General features: G+C 62.3%; 15 protein-coding genes. 7 read left to right on the top strand and 8 right to left on the bottom strand.

What is annotated here, in order from left to right:
* Positions 1 to 435 precede the first annotated feature (435 nt).
* Both PD284_RS08055 and PD284_RS08050 read left to right on the top strand, forming a co-directional pair.
* Entirely contained in the window at positions 436 to 2,886 is a 2,451-nt protein-coding gene (locus PD284_RS08055) for a phosphoketolase family protein (RefSeq protein WP_274627693.1), read from the top strand.
* A gap of 257 nt (positions 2,887 to 3,143) precedes the next feature.
* Positions 3,144 to 4,466: a glucoamylase family protein gene (locus tag PD284_RS08050; protein ID WP_274627692.1), complete on the top strand. Its 1,323-nt coding sequence runs from the start codon at positions 3,144 to 3,146 to the stop codon at positions 4,464 to 4,466.
* 120 nt (positions 4,467 to 4,586) lie between these two features.
* On the opposite strand, the gene PD284_RS08045 is transcribed toward PD284_RS08050, so the two are convergent.
* The 8 genes from PD284_RS08045 to PD284_RS08010 all read right to left on the bottom strand — a co-directional run bounded on the left by PD284_RS08045 (position 4,587) and on the right by PD284_RS08010 (position 14,587).
* Complete coding sequence (locus PD284_RS08045) at positions 4,587 to 5,183, bottom strand: DNA-3-methyladenine glycosylase (protein ID WP_274630570.1); 597 nt, start codon at positions 5,181 to 5,183, stop codon at positions 4,587 to 4,589.
* The gene (locus PD284_RS08040; protein WP_274630569.1) at positions 5,180 to 6,193 is read right to left on the bottom strand and encodes an ATP-dependent DNA ligase; all 1,014 of its coding nucleotides are present in this window, start codon (positions 6,191 to 6,193) and stop codon (positions 5,180 to 5,182) included. Before PD284_RS08040 ends, PD284_RS08045 begins: the two co-directional genes overlap by 4 nt.
* Complete coding sequence (ligD, locus tag PD284_RS08035) at positions 6,187 to 8,817, bottom strand: DNA ligase D (protein WP_274627691.1); 2,631 nt, start codon at positions 8,815 to 8,817, stop codon at positions 6,187 to 6,189. Before ligD ends, PD284_RS08040 begins: the two co-directional genes overlap by 7 nt.
* Before the next feature lie 273 nt (positions 8,818 to 9,090).
* Positions 9,091 to 10,161: a hypothetical protein gene (locus tag PD284_RS08030; RefSeq protein ID WP_274627690.1), complete on the bottom strand. Its 1,071-nt coding sequence runs from the start codon at positions 10,159 to 10,161 to the stop codon at positions 9,091 to 9,093.
* A gap of 127 nt (positions 10,162 to 10,288) precedes the next feature.
* Positions 10,289 to 10,927, bottom strand: coding sequence for a DUF6766 family protein (locus tag PD284_RS08025; protein WP_274627689.1), 639 nt, complete (start codon positions 10,925 to 10,927; stop codon positions 10,289 to 10,291).
* A 29-nt stretch (positions 10,928 to 10,956) separates the two neighbouring features.
* Positions 10,957 to 11,565, bottom strand: coding sequence for a cysteine hydrolase family protein (locus tag PD284_RS08020; protein ID WP_274627688.1), 609 nt, complete (start codon positions 11,563 to 11,565; stop codon positions 10,957 to 10,959).
* An 18-nt stretch (positions 11,566 to 11,583) separates the two neighbouring features.
* A complete protein-coding gene (katE, locus tag PD284_RS08015) occupies positions 11,584 to 13,695 on the bottom strand; it encodes a catalase (RefSeq protein ID WP_274627687.1) in 2,112 nt (703 codons plus the stop codon).
* Positions 13,696 to 13,858: 163 nt separating this feature from the next.
* Positions 13,859 to 14,587: a Crp/Fnr family transcriptional regulator gene (locus tag PD284_RS08010; RefSeq protein ID WP_274627686.1), complete on the bottom strand. Its 729-nt coding sequence runs from the start codon at positions 14,585 to 14,587 to the stop codon at positions 13,859 to 13,861.
* A gap of 170 nt (positions 14,588 to 14,757) precedes the next feature.
* Between PD284_RS08010 and PD284_RS08005 the strand changes: the two genes are divergently transcribed.
* The 5 genes from PD284_RS08005 (at position 14,758) to PD284_RS07985 (ending at position 17,528) form a co-directional block, all read left to right on the top strand.
* The gene (locus PD284_RS08005; protein WP_274627685.1) at positions 14,758 to 15,234 is read left to right on the top strand and encodes a KGG domain-containing protein; all 477 of its coding nucleotides are present in this window, start codon (positions 14,758 to 14,760) and stop codon (positions 15,232 to 15,234) included.
* Between the two features lie 131 nt (positions 15,235 to 15,365).
* Positions 15,366 to 15,887: a YciE/YciF ferroxidase family protein gene (locus tag PD284_RS08000; protein WP_274630568.1), complete on the top strand. Its 522-nt coding sequence runs from the start codon at positions 15,366 to 15,368 to the stop codon at positions 15,885 to 15,887.
* A gap of 21 nt (positions 15,888 to 15,908) precedes the next feature.
* The gene (locus tag PD284_RS07995) at positions 15,909 to 16,301 is read left to right on the top strand and encodes a low affinity iron permease family protein (protein ID WP_274627684.1); all 393 of its coding nucleotides are present in this window, start codon (positions 15,909 to 15,911) and stop codon (positions 16,299 to 16,301) included.
* A 191-nt stretch (positions 16,302 to 16,492) separates the two neighbouring features.
* Positions 16,493 to 16,648 carry a hypothetical protein gene (locus tag PD284_RS07990; RefSeq protein ID WP_274627683.1) on the top strand — a complete coding sequence of 52 codons (156 nt, stop codon included), beginning with the start codon at positions 16,493 to 16,495 and terminating at the stop codon, positions 16,646 to 16,648.
* A 352-nt stretch (positions 16,649 to 17,000) separates the two neighbouring features.
* A complete protein-coding gene (locus PD284_RS07985) occupies positions 17,001 to 17,528 on the top strand; it encodes an inorganic diphosphatase (protein WP_274627682.1) in 528 nt (175 codons plus the stop codon).
* Positions 17,529 to 17,539 lie beyond the last annotated feature (11 nt).

Genomic DNA, 17,539 nt, shown 5'->3' with positions numbered 1-17,539 from the left:
CCGTCGATCCGCCACGGCCTGGGTCCGGAGAAATCCTCACCGCCGGCGCTTTGCCGCAACGGTTCGTGCAGTTCGCCTGCTTCGGGGCTCGACCCCACACGCAGAGCAGACCGGCAATTCCGCGCCGAGCGCCGGCAACCCCCAGCTTTCGCCGTCAGGCTGCGAAATGATTGACTGAGGCGTTTGCATCGGGGTTGGGCTTTTTTCTATGCCTCCAGCGCCTTTCATGCGACATTGCAATCGGTGGCCCTGAAATACCCGACAATGGTATCGCGAACAGTGGCGGACCATTCCCCACTATCCATCGAGTCAGAGCCGACCAATCGAGGACGGCGCGCTTGCCCAAAGCGGGGCTGAGCGTTGCCAAACAACGTGCAAGCACCGAACCTAATATCGTGCTCGCGGTAACAGTCTCGACTTCGATGGGAGGGTCCGATGGCTTCATCCAGCAATGCAATGGCTAAGGAGAACCTGTCTGCGCGCGGCCCGCTGTCGGCACAAGAGCTTCGACTGATGGACGCCTACTGGCGGGCGTCCAACTACCTTGCGGTCGGCCAGATCTACCTTCTCGACAATCCACTGCTGAAGGAGCCGCTGCAGCGCCGACACATCAAGCCACGCCTGCTCGGTCACTGGGGCACGACCCCCGGGCTGAACATGCTCTATGTTCATCTCAACAGGCTCATCAAACGCGACGACCTGAACATGATCTACATCATTGGCCCCGGCCATGGTGGACCGGCAATCGTCGCCCACGCCTTTCTCGAAGGAACCTACAGCGAGGTATATCCAAGCGTCGGCCAGGACACGGAGGGCATGAAGCAACTGTTCAAACAGTTCAGCTTCCCCGGCGGCATTCCCAGCCATGTCGCCCCGGAAACGCCCGGCAGCATCCATGAAGGCGGTGAACTGGGCTATGCCCTCAGCCACGCCTACGGGGCCGCCTTCGACAATCCCGACCTGATCGTGGCCTGCGTCGTCGGCGACGGCGAGGCCGAGACCGGCCCCCTTGCGACCGGCTGGCAGAGCAACAAGTTCCTGAACCCCGCCCGCGACGGATGCGTCCTGCCCATCCTGCACCTCAACGGATACAAGATCGCCAACCCCTGCTTCCTCGCCCGCATCCCGCAGGATGAACTGCGCAAATTCTTCGAGGGCATGGGTTACGCCCCCTATTTTGTCGAGGGAAAGGATCCGGCGGACGTCCATCAACAACTGGCTGAAGCGCTCGATGCCGCCACTGCGGAAATCAAGCGCATCTGGGCAGACGCTCGGGAGAACGGCAATGTGAAGCGTCCGGCCTGGCCGATGATCGTCTTTCGCACCCCCAAAGGCTGGACGTGCCCTGCCGAGATCGATGGCAAGAAATGCGAGGACTACTGGCGCGCGCATCAGGTCCCGATGGGCGAAATGGACAAGCCCGAGCACATCCGGATCCTGGAAGGATGGATGAAGAGCTACGGGCCCGAAGAGCTGTTCGACGATCACGGCCGGTTCAGCCCCGAACTGGCGTCGCTGGCCCCGACCGGTCATCGCCGCATGAGCGACAACCCGCACGCCAATGGCGGGCTCTTGCTGCGCGATCTCAAGATGCCCGATTTCCGCAAGTACGCAGTGACCGTTTCGAGCCCTGGCGGAGCCACCGCCGAATCGGCTCGGATAATGGGCAAGTTTCTCCGGGACGTGATGGCGGCCAATCTGGAAGCGAAGAACTTCCGGCTGTTCAGTCCCGATGAAAACAACTCCAACCGATGGCAGGACGTGCTGGAGGTCACCAACCGATGCTACATGGCGGAGATCTACCCGGATGACGACCATCTCGCGCCGGACGGTCGCGTCATGGAGGTGCTGAGCGAGCACCAGTGCCAGGGCTGGCTCGAAGGCTACCTGCTGACCGGGCGTCACGGCTTCTTCTCTTGCTACGAAGCCTTCATCCACATCATCGATTCAATGTTCAACCAGCATGCCAAGTGGCTGAAGGTGTGTCACGAAATCCCATGGCGCCGGCCGATTGCCTCGCTCAATTATTTCCTCAGCTCCCACGTCTGGCGCCAGGATCACAACGGATTCAGCCACCAGGACCCGGGCTTCATCGACCACGTCGTGAACAAGAAGGCCGAGGTGATCCGGGTCTACCTGCCGCCGGACGCGAACACGCTCCTGTCGGTCACCGACCACTGCCTGCGCAGCCGCGACTACGTCAATGTCGTGGTGGCCGGCAAGCAGCCGGCGCCGCAATGGCTAACCATCGACCAGGCCGTCAAGCACTGCAGCGCGGGTATCGGCATCTGGGAGTGGGCCAGCAACGACAAGGGTTTCGAACCCGATGTGGTCATGGCCTGTTGCGGCGACGTTCCGACACTCGAGACGCTCGCTGCGGTTGAGTTGATCCGCAAGCATCTGCCGGAACTCAAGGTGCGCGTGGTCAACGTTGTGAATCTGATGAAGCTGCAGCCTTCCCACGAACATCCTCATGGCTTGTCGGATGGCGACTTCGACGCCCTGTTCACCAAGGACAAGCCAGTCATATTCGCCTTCCATGGCTATCCCTGGCTGATCCACCGGCTGACCTATCGGCGGACAAACCATAACAACCTGCATGTTCGCGGATACAAGGAGGAAGGCACCACCACGACGCCCTTCGACATGGTCGTGCTGAACGAGATCGATCGTTTCCACCTGGTGCAGGACGTGATCGACCGGTTGCCCCAACTCGGATCCCGGGCCGCCTATTTCAAGCAGGCCATCCACGAAAAGCTGATCGACCACAGGCACTACATCGAGACATACGGTGACGACATGCCCGAAATCAGCGGCTGGAAATGGGGCCTCGGGGACGTGGCCGACGCGCCCAGGAAAACCTCGACTGAAGGAGACAATATCTGAAGGCAACGCTACCCGGCAGGCAGGAACGAGTATGGCAGTCCGCTGATGACCATTCCATTTCCCACCGTCGCCTTCCTCTCCAGCGGCAGCTACCATGTGCTGGGGACCGGCTACGGCGCCGATCGCCAGCACATGCCCCGGCTGCGAGGTCAGGCGCTGGCGCACGGATGCGACGCGCCGCGGGTCCTCGATCCGAATATTCCGCTTCAAAACGTAGGGACGAATCCTCGACCCTGTCCGATCCTCGGTTGATCCAAATGCGCGGCCTCCTCTCCATGGAAACCGACCTTGCTCAGCCGCCGACCGATGAGGAACTGGGTTGGCTGCAGTTCACGACCCTGCTGTATTATCTGCACGAGACGAACCCCGATAACGGACTGGTTCGTGACAAGACGGAGCCGAACGCTCCGGTAAGCATCGCCGCAATCGGCATGGCTCTGGCGACGATTCCGGTGGCGGTGGAGCGTGGCATCATCATCCGCGAATTTGCTTCGAAGATCACCCGGAAGCGGTTGCGCTATCTGATCGAATGCCCCCAGGGCCCTGAACCCGACGCCACCGGCTACAAGGGCTTTTTCTATCATTTCCTGGATATCGAAACCGGGCGCCGGGTGTGGCAGTGCGAATTGTCCACGATCGACTCCGCATTCTTGTTTGCAGGAGCGCTGACGGTCGCCGCCTATTTCGATCAAGACACCGCCGATGAAGCGGAAATCCGGGAACTTGCCAACCGTCTCTACGAGCGCGCCGACTGGAACTGGGCCCGTGATGGCGAGGCGACGCTGACCCACGGCTGGCGTCCGGAGACCGGATTCATTCCTTATCGCTGGCGCGGATATGACGAGGGCTTGCTGCTCTACATTCTCGGTCTCGGATCTCCCACCCATCCGCTGCCGCCCGAGAGTTACACCGCTTATACCGCTACCTATCGATGGAGAGAAATCTACGGACACGAACTATTGTATTGCGGGCCGCTTTTCACGCACCAGCTGTCGCACATGTGGATCGATTTCAAGGGCATCCAGGACGCGTTCATGCGAGAGCGCCAGTCGGACTATTTCGAGAACAGTCGGCAGGCCACCTTTGTGCAGCAGGAATATGCTATCCGCAATCCGATGGAATTCGTCGGCTACGGCGAACATTGCTGGGGGTTCACAGCCAGCGATGGGCCAGGCTGGTGCAAGAGGACGATCGACGGAAAAGAGCGGGAGTTCTTCGATTACATCGCCCGCGGAGTTCCGTGGGGTCCCGATGACGGGACGGTCTCGCCTTGGGTTGTCGTCGCCTCGCTGCCATTCGCCCCGGAAATAGTCGTTCCGACCGTCAGGCATTGTGCCTTCATGCACTTGGGCGCGAGCCGGCTTTACGGTTTCAAGCCTTCGTTCAACCAGACATTTGCAGTAGAAGGGAGCCGGACCGGCTGGTGGGTGAGCCCCTATCATTTCGGCATCGATCAGGGTCCAGTGATTCTCATGATCGAAAACTATCGGACCGGCCTTCCTTGGAACATCATGCGTCGCTGCCCGCCGGTTCTGGCAGGGCTGCGCCGAGCCGGCTTTTCGGGGGGATGGCTACAGTAGGTCGGCCAAACACTCCCAGGAGCCGCGAGGCGCTTTCTCAACCGCGTGATTGCGGGCTATAGCCGCGCGTGATCTCACCCCGCCTTGGTGCTTCGACCCTGAGCGCGGAAATTCCTGCAATCATTCTCGATCGAAGCCCTTGCTCACATAGGGGGAACCGGCGAGCCCGAAACGCCAGGCTTTGTCGAGGGCTTTGGAAATGCCGATCCGGGCGCCGAAGACCACGGGCACATCCGAGACGGAGCGAACAAAGGTAAATCGCTGATCCTCAAGGGACAGGCCATCGTAGGCGCCGTCTATGCCGAGTGCCTGCGCGAGGCGCCCCGGTCCCGAACAAAGGAGACGGCGCTCCGTCAGTCCGCGGCGCTCAACCATGCGATCGACACCGTGAAGTGGTTCGAGGGCTCGCATCAAGACGGCGCTTCCGCGCCGACAGACGAAGTTCAGGCACCAATGGAGGCCGTAGGAACGATATACGTAGGCGTGACCGGGAGGTCCGAACATGGCGGCGTTGCGGCGTGTTTCGCCACCGAAGCTGTGCGAGGCGGGATCGTCCGCCGCATAAGCCTCTGTTTCGACGATTCTGCCGCCTACGCCGGCTACACAGAATTCGGATCCGATGAGTTCGGTCGCCACCTCATGGGGCGCCCGATCCCAGAAGCGCGCAAAGTGGCCAGTCGACTGCGCAACGTCGAAGACAGAGCGACGAGAGCTCATGCGATCTGCTCGAAGGTGCATTGTCGGGGAGCCTTGTCGGGTCGCCAGCGCAGCAGCTTCGTGCCATGGCGGAACCGATTTCCCGTCACTTGGTCGAACCGCACTTCGACGACAAGTTCCGGCCGCAACGGCTCCCAGGCGGCACTTCGCTCGGTGCTCCAGCGGCTTGGGCCGCCGGGCGCGTCTCCCGTGAATCCCGGCGGCTGCCGCAGCTTTTCCAGGCGTTTCGTCAAATCACCGCGCTCTTCGTTGCGGATCGTGGACGTGAAGCCGACGTGGTCGAGCTTGCCCTCGCGGTCATAGAGGCCCAGCAGCAGTGAACCCACTTCTTTCCTGTCGGCGAGATAGCGAAAGCCTCCGACCACGCAGTCGGCGCTGCGCACCGGCTTGACCTTCACCATTTCGCGGACCCCCGACAGGTATCGCCCATCTCGTCTTTTCGCGACAATGCCGTCGGTGCGCCCTGCATGTCCCGCTGTCAGCCACCTCTCGGCCTCGTCTGCATCCAGCGTCATCACCGACAGTTCGACATCCTTCGACGCCAATGAACTGACGAACTTTTCCAGCACGCTGCGCCTGAAGGACAATGGTTGGTCCCTCAAGTCTTTGCCGGCAGTGTCGGCGAGCATGTCAAAGAGGATCAGCCTGGCAGGCGTCTCAGCGGCGAGCTTTCGGATGCGGCTTTCGGCCGGATGCAGCCGCATCTGAAGGGCTTCGAAGGAAGTGCCGCCGGATAGCTCGATGACGATCTCCCCGTCCACGACAAAGCGGGGAGTTGGGAAACGACGCAGCAGGTCGATCAGTTCAGGGAAATATCTGCCCAGCGGCTTGCCGGACTTGCCTCGGATGTCCACCTCCTCCCCGGATTTGAAGGCCAGACAGCGAAACCCATCCCACTTCGGCTCGTATTGCCATGCCGCATCGTCCTCCGGGATCGCGTCCGCCAGTCTTGCTTCCATTGGCGCAGTCTCGACAGGCAACGGGAACGCCCTGTCTTCCGGCGTCACGATCCCCTCCCCCGCCGAATGCCGGCGATCGCCTCCTCGAGCGGACGTTCCCCGTCGCAATAGTCCGCCCAGGCCTCGGTTTTCGAGAGCAGGCCCGGCACCGAGCGCAGCGTGAAACGCTTGGGATCGAGGTTCCGTCTGACCTGGCTCCACGTCAGCGGCATCGAGACCGTCGCGCCCTCGCGCGCCCGTGGCGAGAGCGGCGCCACCGCTGTCGCCATCCGGTCATTGCGCAGGTAGTCCAGAAATATGCGCCCATGCCGAAGCTTCTTCGCCATCTTGGTCAGGTAGCGGTCAGGGCTATCCGCTGCCATGGCGACGCAAACGGCATGGGCAAAGCTCTTGGCCTCATCCCACGTGAGTTTACGGCGCGTCCCGACTTTCAGGGGCGTGACCACATGCAGCCCCTTTCCACCGGTCGTCTTGCAGAAGCCGACGAGGCCCAGTTGCTCGAGCCGCTCCTTCAGTTCCTGCGCGGCCTCGACAACGCTTGAAAACGGCGTCTCCGGTCCCGGATCGAGGTCGAACACCAGACGGCCGGGGACCTCCGGCTGTTGCGGCTCACAGTTCCACGGATGCAACTCCACGGCGCCGATCTGGGCGACCGCTGCCAGGCCTTCGACCCTGTCGATCTGGAGGTATGGCTTGCGATCGCCGAAAACCTGAACCAGTTCAAGCAGGCTGGACGTGCCGGGCATGGCATGGCGTTGGAAGAACTGCTCTCCGCCGACGCCGTCAGGAGCGCGGATAATGGAACATGGACGGCCGCGGATGTGATTGATCATCCAGGAGCCCACAGCCTCGTAGTAGCGCGCCAGCTCTTCCTTCGTCACCGCCGTGTTGTCACCTGCGGCGGGCCAAAGAACCTTGTCCGGGCTCGAGATCAGGACACCCATGACGTTTGCTTTGCCGGCGTTGCGCCCCGACGAACGCCGTTCGGCAGGCGACGGCTCCAGCAGCTCGGTGTCCGCATCGGCGGGCTTTTCCGCCTCGACCTCACCGGCGGGTTTGTCTTCCCGCAGTCCCTTGAAAGCTGCCTGCCTGACGAGACCGTCCGCTGTCCACCCGGCGAACTCGATCTCGGCCACGAGCTCGGGTTTGACCCAGACGATCTCATCCCCGCGTTTCGGAACGGATTGGCCCGTGAATGGCGTGCGGGAGGTCTTCAACGGCTTCAGTGCGGAAAGCAGGGTCTCGACCTTGCCTCCCCCAAATCCCGTCCCGACGCGGCCGGTATAGACGAAGTTCTTGCCGCGATGGACCCCGACCAGGAGCGACCGGAAACGCCCACCCGTGGTTGCGTACCCGCCGATGACCACTTCGTGGCCGGCCCTGCATTTCGATTTTGCCCAGCTTTTCGACCGCCCGGAAGAGTAGGTCGATGTGCCTTCCTTGGAGATGATGCCTTCCAGAGAGAGGCGGCAAGCGGACCGCAGGACGGCATCTCCAGCGGTCTCGAAGTGCTCGACGAAGCGGATGTTGCCGTTCCCATCGAAGGCCGACAGCAATTCCTCCAACCGCTTCTTGCGCTCCACCAACGGCAGGGGTCTCAGATCCTCCTCGCCGTCGAAGAGAAGGTCGAAGGCGAAGTAGACGAGCTCTCCGGTCCTGCCCTCGTTGAGGGCTGCCTGGAGCGCTGCGAAATCCGGCGCGCCATTGTGATCGAGCGCACAGATCTCGCCATCGACAATGGCGTCGGGGAGTTCTGCCGCGACCGTCGCAATGGCACGGTACCGCTCGGTCCAATCGAGCCCCTTGCGGGTCTTGAGCGTAACCTCGCCGTCGACGACGCGCATCTGGATGCGATACCCGTCGAACTTGATCTCGTGCAGCCAACCCTTGCCGCCGGGCGGCCTGGACAGTGTCTGGCAAAGCTGGGGATCGATGAAGTCCGGTACGCCCGAGCGCTTTACCGGCTGGGCAGCGCCGCGCTTGCCTGCCTTCCGCTCGTCCGCGGCGAGCCCGGTCTTGCTGTCCCAGACGGCGTCCGCCTCCACAGCATGGGTATCCAGCATGAAGGGCCTCGGCTTGCGGCCCTTGCCGGCAGCGATCTGTTCCATGGTCCGTCCGGAGGCGACCGACGTGGCGTTGTCCTCGAGGATCGCGGCGCCGTCCTGCTCGACCGAGCTTGCGTCGCGGTGCTTGATCAGCAGCCAGTTGTTGCGTTTGCCCTTGAACCGGTCACCGTCCATGCGGACCAGGACGAAGCTGCCCTTGAGGCGCCTGCCTTCGAGCTGGAACTTTAGCTCTCCCTTCCTGAGCTGCTGCTCGACCGACCCTTTGTCTTCCGGTTCCCAGTGGCCGCGATCCCACAGCATGACGGTGCCGCCGCCATACTGGCCTTTGGGAATGGTGCCCTCGAAGTCTCCGTAGTCCAGGGGATGGTCCTCGACCTCGACGGCGAGCCGCTTGTCGTGGGGATCGAGCGACGGGCCCTTCGTCACGGCCCAGGACTTGAACACGCCGTCCAGTTCGAGCCGGAGATCGTAGTGGAGGCGGGTCGCGTCATGCTTCTGGATCACGAACCGCAGTAGGTTGGACGCCTTGACGTCGACGCTGCCGCTCGGCTCCTGCGTCGTCTCGAAGTCCCGCTTTGCCTTGTAGGTCGACAGCTTGTCAGGGGCCACGTTCCACCTCGCCTTCAACTGCGTGAAATGCGTGAGTGGAGCAGCGGGTTCCAGGATTCGGAATCGCGTGAGGTGTCGGGCAATGCACGGACGTCCCTTCCGTACTGTGCTTTGGCAGGACGCCGGCGCAGGCGCCGTGCACCTCCCCTGTCTGCGCTTGGTGTCCCCATGGGCGAGAGCGGGCGACGGTCAGTCATCTGGCTTGCCGAGAGGCTGGCTCCGATGGCCAGCCCCCGCATAATCCGATCACAGCTTCGGTTTAGTGGAAAGTGACTACCGCCACGGCCGATACCAACCTTCCATGACGGTCTCCTTGTCGCGATGATTTCCTCCGACCGTCGCGGCGAAATAGGCCGCTGCAGCGCCGAGCGCCAGAGCCGCAGCCGTGAGGAACGCGGCAACGACTGAAGCCTGCCGTGCTCGTTCGGCCGCTTCACGCGCTTGTGTTTCAATGGAGCGCGCCTGTTCCACAAGCTGATCAACCCTAGCCGAAGCTTCTTCCGGGGAAAGACCCGTCCTCGACGCAATGAACGTCACCAGGTAGTCGCGATCCGCCGGATCGATTTGATCGCCGGTGGCGGCAGCCAGAAGAGTGCGGCTGATGGATTGCCTGTCCGCCTCCGTGACAGCCGGTGCGTCGGGCCGCCCGCGCACCGCTCGGTCAGCAAGGAGCGCGGAAGGATCGAGAGCGTCCGCGGCTTGGCCGACGGTCGAAGCCGCGGCTCCTGCGGTCTGCCCAACGACGCTTGCGGCTCCTGTTGCACCGGACCAGGCGATGGCGGCTGCTACCAGGGTGGCAAGGCCCCACATGACCAATCCGTTTGAGCCGTCCCGGATGTCGGACTCTGCTTCAGTCGCATCACCCACTCGCCGCCGCATCCGGCCGGTCAGGTAGCCGCCGCTCAAGGATGCACTCACCTGCACCCAGAGAATCCAGAGGCCGCCGACAACCGATATCCAGAAAAGGGATGCAGATTCCCCTTCCCGAGCAGACACCATCGATAGCCCGATGGCCGAACCGAACGTCAGAAGCACGAAGGAGATGGCGCTTGCCACCACGACCCCGGCAATGATGGCCGGCCAATCCACGTAAGAGCGGGCCGCGGCTTCGTCCGTGACCACAGCCTCCAAAGGCCCGGTTTGAGTGACTGTCATTTCGCCCTCCATCAACGCAGGCCGAGGGCGGACAGGATGAACAGGATGACGACCACGAGGCCGACGAGGTAAATTATGCCATGCATGGGGGTATTTCCTCTCGTTGAACAGCAATAACCGGCCGGTGCGGACATTGTTCCGCCGTGTTTCGATCACCTCCTCACCTGATTTCCCCACACGCGTATCCATGGCGGCTGCCGGATGGCCAGCGTCTCATTGTTCCGCCCCTCGGGTCGGCAGCAATCGAACAGTGCTTCTTGAGCCCGCCTCGATGAAGACCGCTGCTGGCCGCTTCGGTTGACGCAGACCAGGCGGCCTATGCGCCGGTCTCGGCGTTGGCCGCGCCGGCGGGTTTTGACTCTGGAGAACCCTTGTGGCGCAGGAAGATCGACAGCACGACCAGGACCGCAGTCGACAAAAACTCGGACTGCCAATTCTGGAAAGACTCAAACCACAGCTGAGCATCGAGAAGATAGCTGTCTAGGCTCTGAATTTCGCCGCCGTGGCGCAAGGCCTCCTCGTTTGCCGCAGCGAAGCTCGCCCACCAGTGCAAGACGAAGGAGATTACGAAGAGCCCGGCAAGGGCGAGGCCCAGCGAATAGGAATAAAGCCATGACAATATCGGACTGCGCGCGCGGGTTGCCGCAGGGAGTTCGTCGCCGGGCCGGTGGGGATCGTCTGGATCGCGCGACTCTGCGGAGCCGCGCTGGAACAGCACGGCGGTCAGCATCACATAGGCCGACATCTGCAGGAATTCGCTTTCCCAGTTCTCGAACAGCGCCGAGAGGAAGGCGCCGCTGGTCACATAGGCAAGCAGCCCTATGGGCTCCGACCCATGCTGCTGGAGCTCTTGGTTGTGGGCCATATGGCCCGACCAGATCATCCCGGTCACGGAAAAAAGGAACAAGGCCGCGAGGACGATTGTCAGCCCGTTGTCCCGAAACAGGGTTCTCATGATGTCATCTCCCTCCCCGTCAGCGTCACTTAGCGCCAACCATCAATAACTTCCTCCATCGTGACCGCCTCTACCTGCTCGCTGAAACGCGAACGATAGAGTTCCATCAGTGCATCGTGCGTCTGGTCGGCGGAACTGCAGATGGCGTCGGTTACGATCACCGTCCGGAAGCCGCGGTCGATGGCGCCCAGCACTGTCGCCAGCACGCACACGTCGGTTTCGCCGCCGGTGACAAGAAGCGCATCGATTGTTGAGCCGTGGAGGAGCGCGTCCAGGCCGCCCTCTGTCCAGGGCGAGTAGACGCGCTTGTCGAGAACCTTCGCAGGCGGCACGAACCGCGCCAGCGAAGGCGCCAGTTCCACCAGGGCCGGATCAATGTTGCTGAGGGTCGCCGCGGCCCAGCGTTGATAGTAGCGCGCCCACATCCCCGGCCCCTCGCCCGGCCGGACGGCGGGGATGAAGCGTGTGAAGATCGTCCTGTCGGGATGCCTGCCGGTCAGTTCCTCGATTGCAGGAAGCACCTTTTCCACCCAGGGAACGGGCCAAGGGCCGCCCGGCCCGAACAGGCGCTGCATGTCCACGCAGAGGTGGATGCAGTTGCCGCCAAGCGGCCCGTGGACAAGTCCGCGCGCTGCCATGCGTCGCCCCCCGGATCTCTAGAGTTTGACGCTGCCTTCCCGCGACCACAATCTCAGTTCCCGGCAGGCTTGCATGAACTCGGCGACGGCTCCCCCATCGTCGAGCGGAATCATGCCCTCATCCGCCTCCGGATCGACTCCCGCCATTTCCATCAGCGGCGTCGCCTCGGTCGTGAAAGCGATGAACTTGCAATGGGCGAACGCGTCGGCCACGAAATCCCGGGCGGTGGCTTCGTTCACCAGGCGCTCGGCCCCGGGCCCGGTCAGCACCAGTGCAACCGCATCGAACAACACCGACGGCCCGCCGTCGATCATGTGCCTGGCGGCAATCCAACTGCCGTCGGAAGCCTCGACGCCGCCCACCTTGGCTGCGATCACTTCCATGACGGCGCCCTCCGCCTCGATCGCCGCCTGCAATTCTTTCAGCAGGCTGGCGTCTGCTTGCTCGCTGACCAGCACTCCGACCTTACGGCCCTCAAAGCTGCCAGGCCCGTTCTCGAGGATGCTCAGGGCCGGCGACGGAGGAAGGTCGTCGCGCGTCTGGACTGCGGCGTCGGCCGGCTCGGGCAGTTCTGCGATGCCCAGCCTGTCGGCCACCGCCTTGCCGAGGGTCTCATCGATGTTGAGCAGGTGCGCGACCATGCGCTCGCGGATGGCCGGGTTCTCGCATTTGCTGAGCTCGAAAGTCAGCGCCATGATGATATGGCGCTGCTCGACGTCGGTCTGGCTGATGAAGAACTGCCGCGCCTGGCTGTAGTGGTCGGCGAAGCTCTCCGCCCGCAGGCGAACCTTCGGCCCCTCCTCGGGGTTCGCGAACGTGGAGAACCCGTGAAGCGGACTTTCCCTTGGCCCCTCGCCCCATGAGTTCGGCTGGTAGTTTGCACGGCCGACTGGATTGCGCATCGCCATGTGACCGTCCTGCTGGAAGTGATGGAACGGGCACTTCGGCGCGTTGATCGGAATGTGGGTGAAGTTTGGGCTTCCGAGCCGCTTCAGCTGGGTATCGAGATAGGAAAAATTCCGGCCTTGCAGCAGCGGATCGTTCGAGAAGTCGATGCCAGGGGGAACGTTCTGTGTCATGAACGCGACCTGCTCCGTCTCAGCGAAAAAATTGTCGGGCATGCGGTCGAGAACCAGACGCCCGACCGGAATGGGCTCGAGCACCTCCTCGGGAATGATCTTGGTGGGATCGAGGACGTCGAAATCGAAGCTGTCGGCGAAGTCCTGGTCGAAGAGCTGCAGATTCAGTTCCCATTCGGGGAAGTTGCCCGACTGGATCGCCTCCCACAGGTCGCGCCGATGGTAGTCGGGGTCGGCTCCGTTGATCTTGACCGCTTCGTTCCAGGCCACGGACTGCATGCCGAGCTTCGGCTTCCAGATGAACTTCACGAAAGTGGATTCGTCCTTGGCGTTGACCAGCCGGAAGGTGTGAACGCCGAAGCCCTGCATGAATCGGAAGGAGCGCGGGATTGCCCGGTCCGACATCACCCACATGATCATGTGCATCGATTCCGGCGTCAGGCTGATGAAGTCCCAGAAATTGTCATGCGCCGACTGCGCCTGGGGGAAGGCGCGGTCAGGCTCCGGCTTCACCGAATGGATGACGTCGGGAAACTTGATGGCGTCCTGGATGAAGAAGACGGGAATGTTGTTCCCGACCAGATCCCAGTTGCCTTCCTTGGTATAGAACTTGACGGCGAAGCCGCGTACGTCGCGGGCGAGATCGAAGGAACCCTTGGAGCCGGCCACCGTAGAGAAACGGACGAAAACCGGGGTCCTTTCGCCGGGGCGCTGGAAGATGTCGGCCCGCGTGTAAGCGGCCAGGGACTCGTAGGTTTCAAAGAACCCGTGCGCCCCGTAGCCGCGTGCGTGCACGACGCGCTCAGGGATGCGTTCGTGGTCGAAATGGAAGATCTTCTCGCGGAAATGAAAGTCCTCGATGAGCGTCGGCCCGCGTGCGCCGACCTTCAAGGTGTTCTGATCATCAGCGACCGGGCCGCCCTGGGCGGTGGTCATCACCGGGACGTCGCCCTCCGCCACCTGATGGAGTTCTCCACCTTGGCCACGTTCCAATCTCTGATCGTGAATGGTTGCTCGCCCGTCAGGCGACCGCATCGACGTTTTGGCCATGTCTGTTTCCTTCAGGAGAGAGGCGCAAGGGCGCGTGTTTTCACAATGCGGCGCAGGGGGTTTCGTTCCCGGAATGCCTCACGGCGTGCTGCGTGGCGACACATGGGGCATCGGCCAAGGCACGAGATGAGGCTTGGCCGGAGGGATGTCGGAAAACAGCCGGCTAACGCGGCTCGCGCTGCAGGTTGAGATAGGCGGGGTTGAAGCCGGATCGCGCCGCCAGTTCGTCGTAGTCTTCAACCGTGATCCTGCCCGCTTCCCAACGAACAAGGCCCAGCTTGCGAAGGTCCTGGAGTGTCCGGTTCGCGTGAACCGTCGAAAAGCCGAGGATGTCCCCCAGCTCCGCTTGCGTCGCCGGAAAGGGGAACGAAAAACCATCCACAAGGCCTCGGCTCTGGAGCCGCGTATAGAGTTCGCACACAAAATGCGCGAGATGATCGATGGCCAGGCGTCGACCCATGCCTGCTATCCAGTTTCGATGGATGGCGGCATCGACCAACGTTGAGAGCCACAGCAGGCGGGTAAGATGCGGCTGATGGTCGGTCAGCTGACGCAGGGCGTCATGGGGGAACAACGCCACCCGGCATGGCCCCAGCGGGGCGACGCCATGATCGATCGTCTTCAACAACAGGCTGGGCAAGTCGACAAAATCGCCGGCAATGTGAATGGCCGTGATTTGGCGCTCCCCATCCTCGAGAACTTGAGTGCGGATGGCATAGCCTTCCAGCACAAGACAGCTTTGGACCGGTCGGTCTCCCTCCGACACGATGTCTGCGCCGTTTGCATAGGTGCGTTCCGTGCGTGGCAGCGCTTCGATGACAGCCTGCTCTTCGGCCGTCACAGCGTCGTACCGTTGCAAGGCATCGATCAATGGACGAATGGCCACGGACATGACGACTGCCCTCAGCTACGCGCGGCGACGGCGCGCTCGCATCAGTTCGAACCTGATCTAGAGCGCACCGCTTGTGCCGGCAATGGATTGGCTGGCCGGCAGGGCCCGGTGGCCTCAGGCCAGACGAGCGGAGCCCTCGCGGCCAGGAAGATCCGCAAGGTCAATAAACAATGACATTGAAGCGCAAAAAGAAAGATCCTCCGGCGGCAGGAACCGCATCCCATCGCTCCCGTTGCTGTGGCTTCGACCTAAACCCGGGTCGCAAGAACGAAAGGGACTGGATCATGACAAATCAAGGAACTTCAGATCGCGGCTTCGGCGGGATGGATGAGGACAAGCAGCGCGAAATCGCCAGGAAGGGCGGGCAGAGCGTCCCCGACGAGAAGCGCAGCTTTTCGCAGGATCGTGAGCTGGCGGCCGAGGCCGGGCGCGAGGGCGGGCAACAGTCGCAAGGCGACGACAGGCGCGGCGGATCACAGCAAGGCGAAGACAGGCGCGGCGGATCACAGCAAGGCGACGACGATCAGCGCTCTGGTCAGCAGAACCAGGACGATCGTGGACAAAGCCGGGATCAGCAGGGCGGCGGCAACTTCGCCGATGACCCCGAACGCGCACGCGAAGCCGGCCGCAAGGGCGGGCAGTCCTGAACCCCAAGCGGAGGTGGGGCCATTCCCCACCTCCGTGGGGCCGGGAGAGCAACCTCTGCATCGCGATGGAACCTGCCGCGCCCAAGGCTGTTATGGACCGCAGTACAGCTCACCTTTTCGGAGAAAAGCTCATGCCAAGCAAAAGCAGCACCGCCGCCACAAAGGGGTTGGACAACCTCTTTCTGGATGGTCTCAAGGACATCTATTACGCTGAAAAGAAGATCCTCAAGGCGCTTCCCAAAATGGCGAAGGCAGCCGAGGGAAAAGAAGTGTCGGCAGCTTTCGAGAAGCATCTGGCCGAGACGGAAGGCCAAGTCGACAGGCTGGAACAGGTTTTCGAGCTTCTGGGGAGAGCGGCTCGTGGCAAGACTTGCCCCGCGATCGACGGGATTCTCGAAGAGGGAACCGAAGTCCTCGAAGAGTACCGTGGAACGCCCGCGCTCGACGCTGGGCTTGTCGCGGCGGCACAGGCTGTGGAGCACTACGAGATTGCTCGCTACGGCACCCTGATCGCCTGGGCCGAGCAGATGGGGATGGCTGACGCCGCCAAGCTTCTCAAGGCCACGCTCGCTGAGGAAGAGGCGACCGACGAGGCGCTGTCGACCCTCGGCGAGGGCGGCGTCAACGAACGGGCGATGCAGGAAGCTGCATAGCCTCGATTGGCGGCGACGGTCATGAACAAGGCGCTCTTCTCCACCGCCGACTTCCTGTCCAAGCCGCCTGGTTTCTATTTCGTGCTGATCGCCCTGGCGGTCAGCACGGCCCTTGTTCCACTCGGTTGGACTGAAGTCGTCACCTATGCGCTCTCCATGCTGGCGATCGTGATCACCGGCGTGGTGCTGATCCAGGGTTATCGCGACACCGCTGCGCTTCACGCCAAACTCGACGAAGTCATCCTTGCGCTGCGCGAGACGCGCAACGAGGTCGTCGGTCTCGAACACGAAGATCCCAAGCGTATCGCGGAAGCGATCGAACAGCTCGAGAAGGAGGCGGAAGGAGGGAGAAGCGATCGAACAGCTCGAGAAGGAGGCGGAAGGAGGGACCGGCACGGAAGGGCGGAGAACTGAACCGCGGAGCAGTGATGTTGTTCGCACAGCCTGAATACATCGCGTCGACGGATGGATCGCGGCATGCCAGGGAGAGGATCCGGTTGGGCGCTCCCTCCCATACAGGGGAAGCGAATGAGATCGCAGAGCAGATCCTGCGAGAATACGGTCCTCTTAGCCGTGGCCTACAATGCGAGATCTTGAACTCACTGATGCAGATCGTCATCGCGAAGCAGTTGAACGAAGAGACCTATGAGGCGCGCGCCGTGGCGTTGGCGCTGGTCGACAGTATTGAGGGTTCATCTGTAGTGCCCAGGGAACCTGGGCGTTCGCGTGCGGGGAAATCAAATGCTCCCGCGCGGATATGAACAAGCATATCGTCACTGTTGCGCGCTGGCGCTCATGAAGGGAAAGCTCAACTCTGCCCAGAATTCGGCGCTGGCTGCTGTCGAAGCCAGAAACATCATTCACGCGCGCAGCAGCGCCAAGCATAGGGAAGCCGCGCGGGCCTTACGGAAAAGCGAGCGCCAGCTTGCGGGATGAACTAGCGGGCAGTGCTGGCTCAGCTACCGGACAAACATTCACCTGACGTAGGTCAATTCGGCCAAAGATGCTCTCGGCATGACGTCTGGGTCGGGCCGCCGCCTCCGCTCCCCGAGGGAACAGACACTGACATCGTGAGTTTCTGCCCTGATTTCGGAGGCTAGCGCCGGACTGCCAATGCGCGACTTTCTCACACTTCCAGCACGCAACGAGGACCGCGTCCGTTTTGTCGTCGAGACGCCGCGCGGATCAACGTGCAAGCTCGCTTACAAACCGGAGGTCAAAGCGTTCATCTACGTGCGGCCGCTTCCGCTAGGAACGGTATATCCCTATGACTGGGGCTTCATTCCATCCACCAAGGGCGAGGATGGCGATCCGCTCGATGGTCTGGTGATCCACGAATCAGCAACCGCGCCCGGCGTCATCATCGAATGCAGGCTGCTGGGCGTTCTCCGCGTCCGACAAACCAATGCCGACGGCACGGTCATCACCAACGACCGGTACATGCTTGCGCCCTGCAAGCAGGCAGCCCCTTACGCACCTGTCACGGAAAGCATCACGCCGCGTGTCCAGGGCGAGATCGAGCAGTTCTTTCGGGCTGCCGTTCACGGAGCCGGCAAGCAACTGGACTTCGAAGGCTGGGGCGATGCGGACGCCGCTGCCCAATCACTGGAGCAGGGATGTTCGGCGTTTCAAACGTCATGAAACCAGATACA

Source organism: Mesorhizobium shangrilense (assembly GCF_028826155.1).
Taxonomy (GTDB): Bacteria; Pseudomonadota; Alphaproteobacteria; order Rhizobiales; family Rhizobiaceae; genus Arvimicrobium; species Arvimicrobium flavum.
The sequence above is the reverse complement of the archived record's forward strand: the minus strand, read 5'-3'. Positions and strand labels throughout refer to the sequence as shown.

Excerpts from the sequence above, each read along its gene's own strand:
- PD284_RS08025 (WP_274627689.1), bottom strand. The coding sequence starts at position 10,927 with ATGAGAACCCTGTTTCGGGACAACGGGCTGACAATCGTCCTCGCGGCC.
- PD284_RS08020 (WP_274627688.1), bottom strand. The coding sequence starts at position 11,565 with ATGGCAGCGCGCGGACTTGTCCACGGGCCGCTTGGCGGCAACTGCATC.
- PD284_RS08005 (WP_274627685.1), top strand. The coding sequence starts at position 14,758 with ATGACATTGAAGCGCAAAAAGAAAGATCCTCCGGCGGCAGGAACCGCA.
- PD284_RS07990 (WP_274627683.1), top strand. The coding sequence starts at position 16,493 with ATGCAGATCGTCATCGCGAAGCAGTTGAACGAAGAGACCTATGAGGCG.
- PD284_RS08050 (WP_274627692.1), top strand. The coding sequence starts at position 3,144 with ATGCGCGGCCTCCTCTCCATGGAAACCGACCTTGCTCAGCCGCCGACC.
- PD284_RS08045 (WP_274630570.1), bottom strand. The coding sequence starts at position 5,183 with ATGAGCTCTCGTCGCTCTGTCTTCGACGTTGCGCAGTCGACTGGCCAC.
- PD284_RS08010 (WP_274627686.1), bottom strand. The coding sequence starts at position 14,587 with ATGTCCGTGGCCATTCGTCCATTGATCGATGCCTTGCAACGGTACGAC.
- PD284_RS07995 (WP_274627684.1), top strand. The coding sequence starts at position 15,909 with ATGAACAAGGCGCTCTTCTCCACCGCCGACTTCCTGTCCAAGCCGCCT.
- PD284_RS07985 (WP_274627682.1), top strand. The coding sequence starts at position 17,001 with ATGCGCGACTTTCTCACACTTCCAGCACGCAACGAGGACCGCGTCCGT.
- PD284_RS08000 (WP_274630568.1), top strand. The coding sequence starts at position 15,366 with ATGCCAAGCAAAAGCAGCACCGCCGCCACAAAGGGGTTGGACAACCTC.
- PD284_RS08055 (WP_274627693.1), top strand. The coding sequence starts at position 436 with ATGGCTTCATCCAGCAATGCAATGGCTAAGGAGAACCTGTCTGCGCGC.
- katE (WP_274627687.1), bottom strand. The coding sequence starts at position 13,695 with ATGGCCAAAACGTCGATGCGGTCGCCTGACGGGCGAGCAACCATTCAC.
- PD284_RS08030 (WP_274627690.1), bottom strand. The coding sequence starts at position 10,161 with ATGGATACGCGTGTGGGGAAATCAGGTGAGGAGGTGATCGAAACACGG.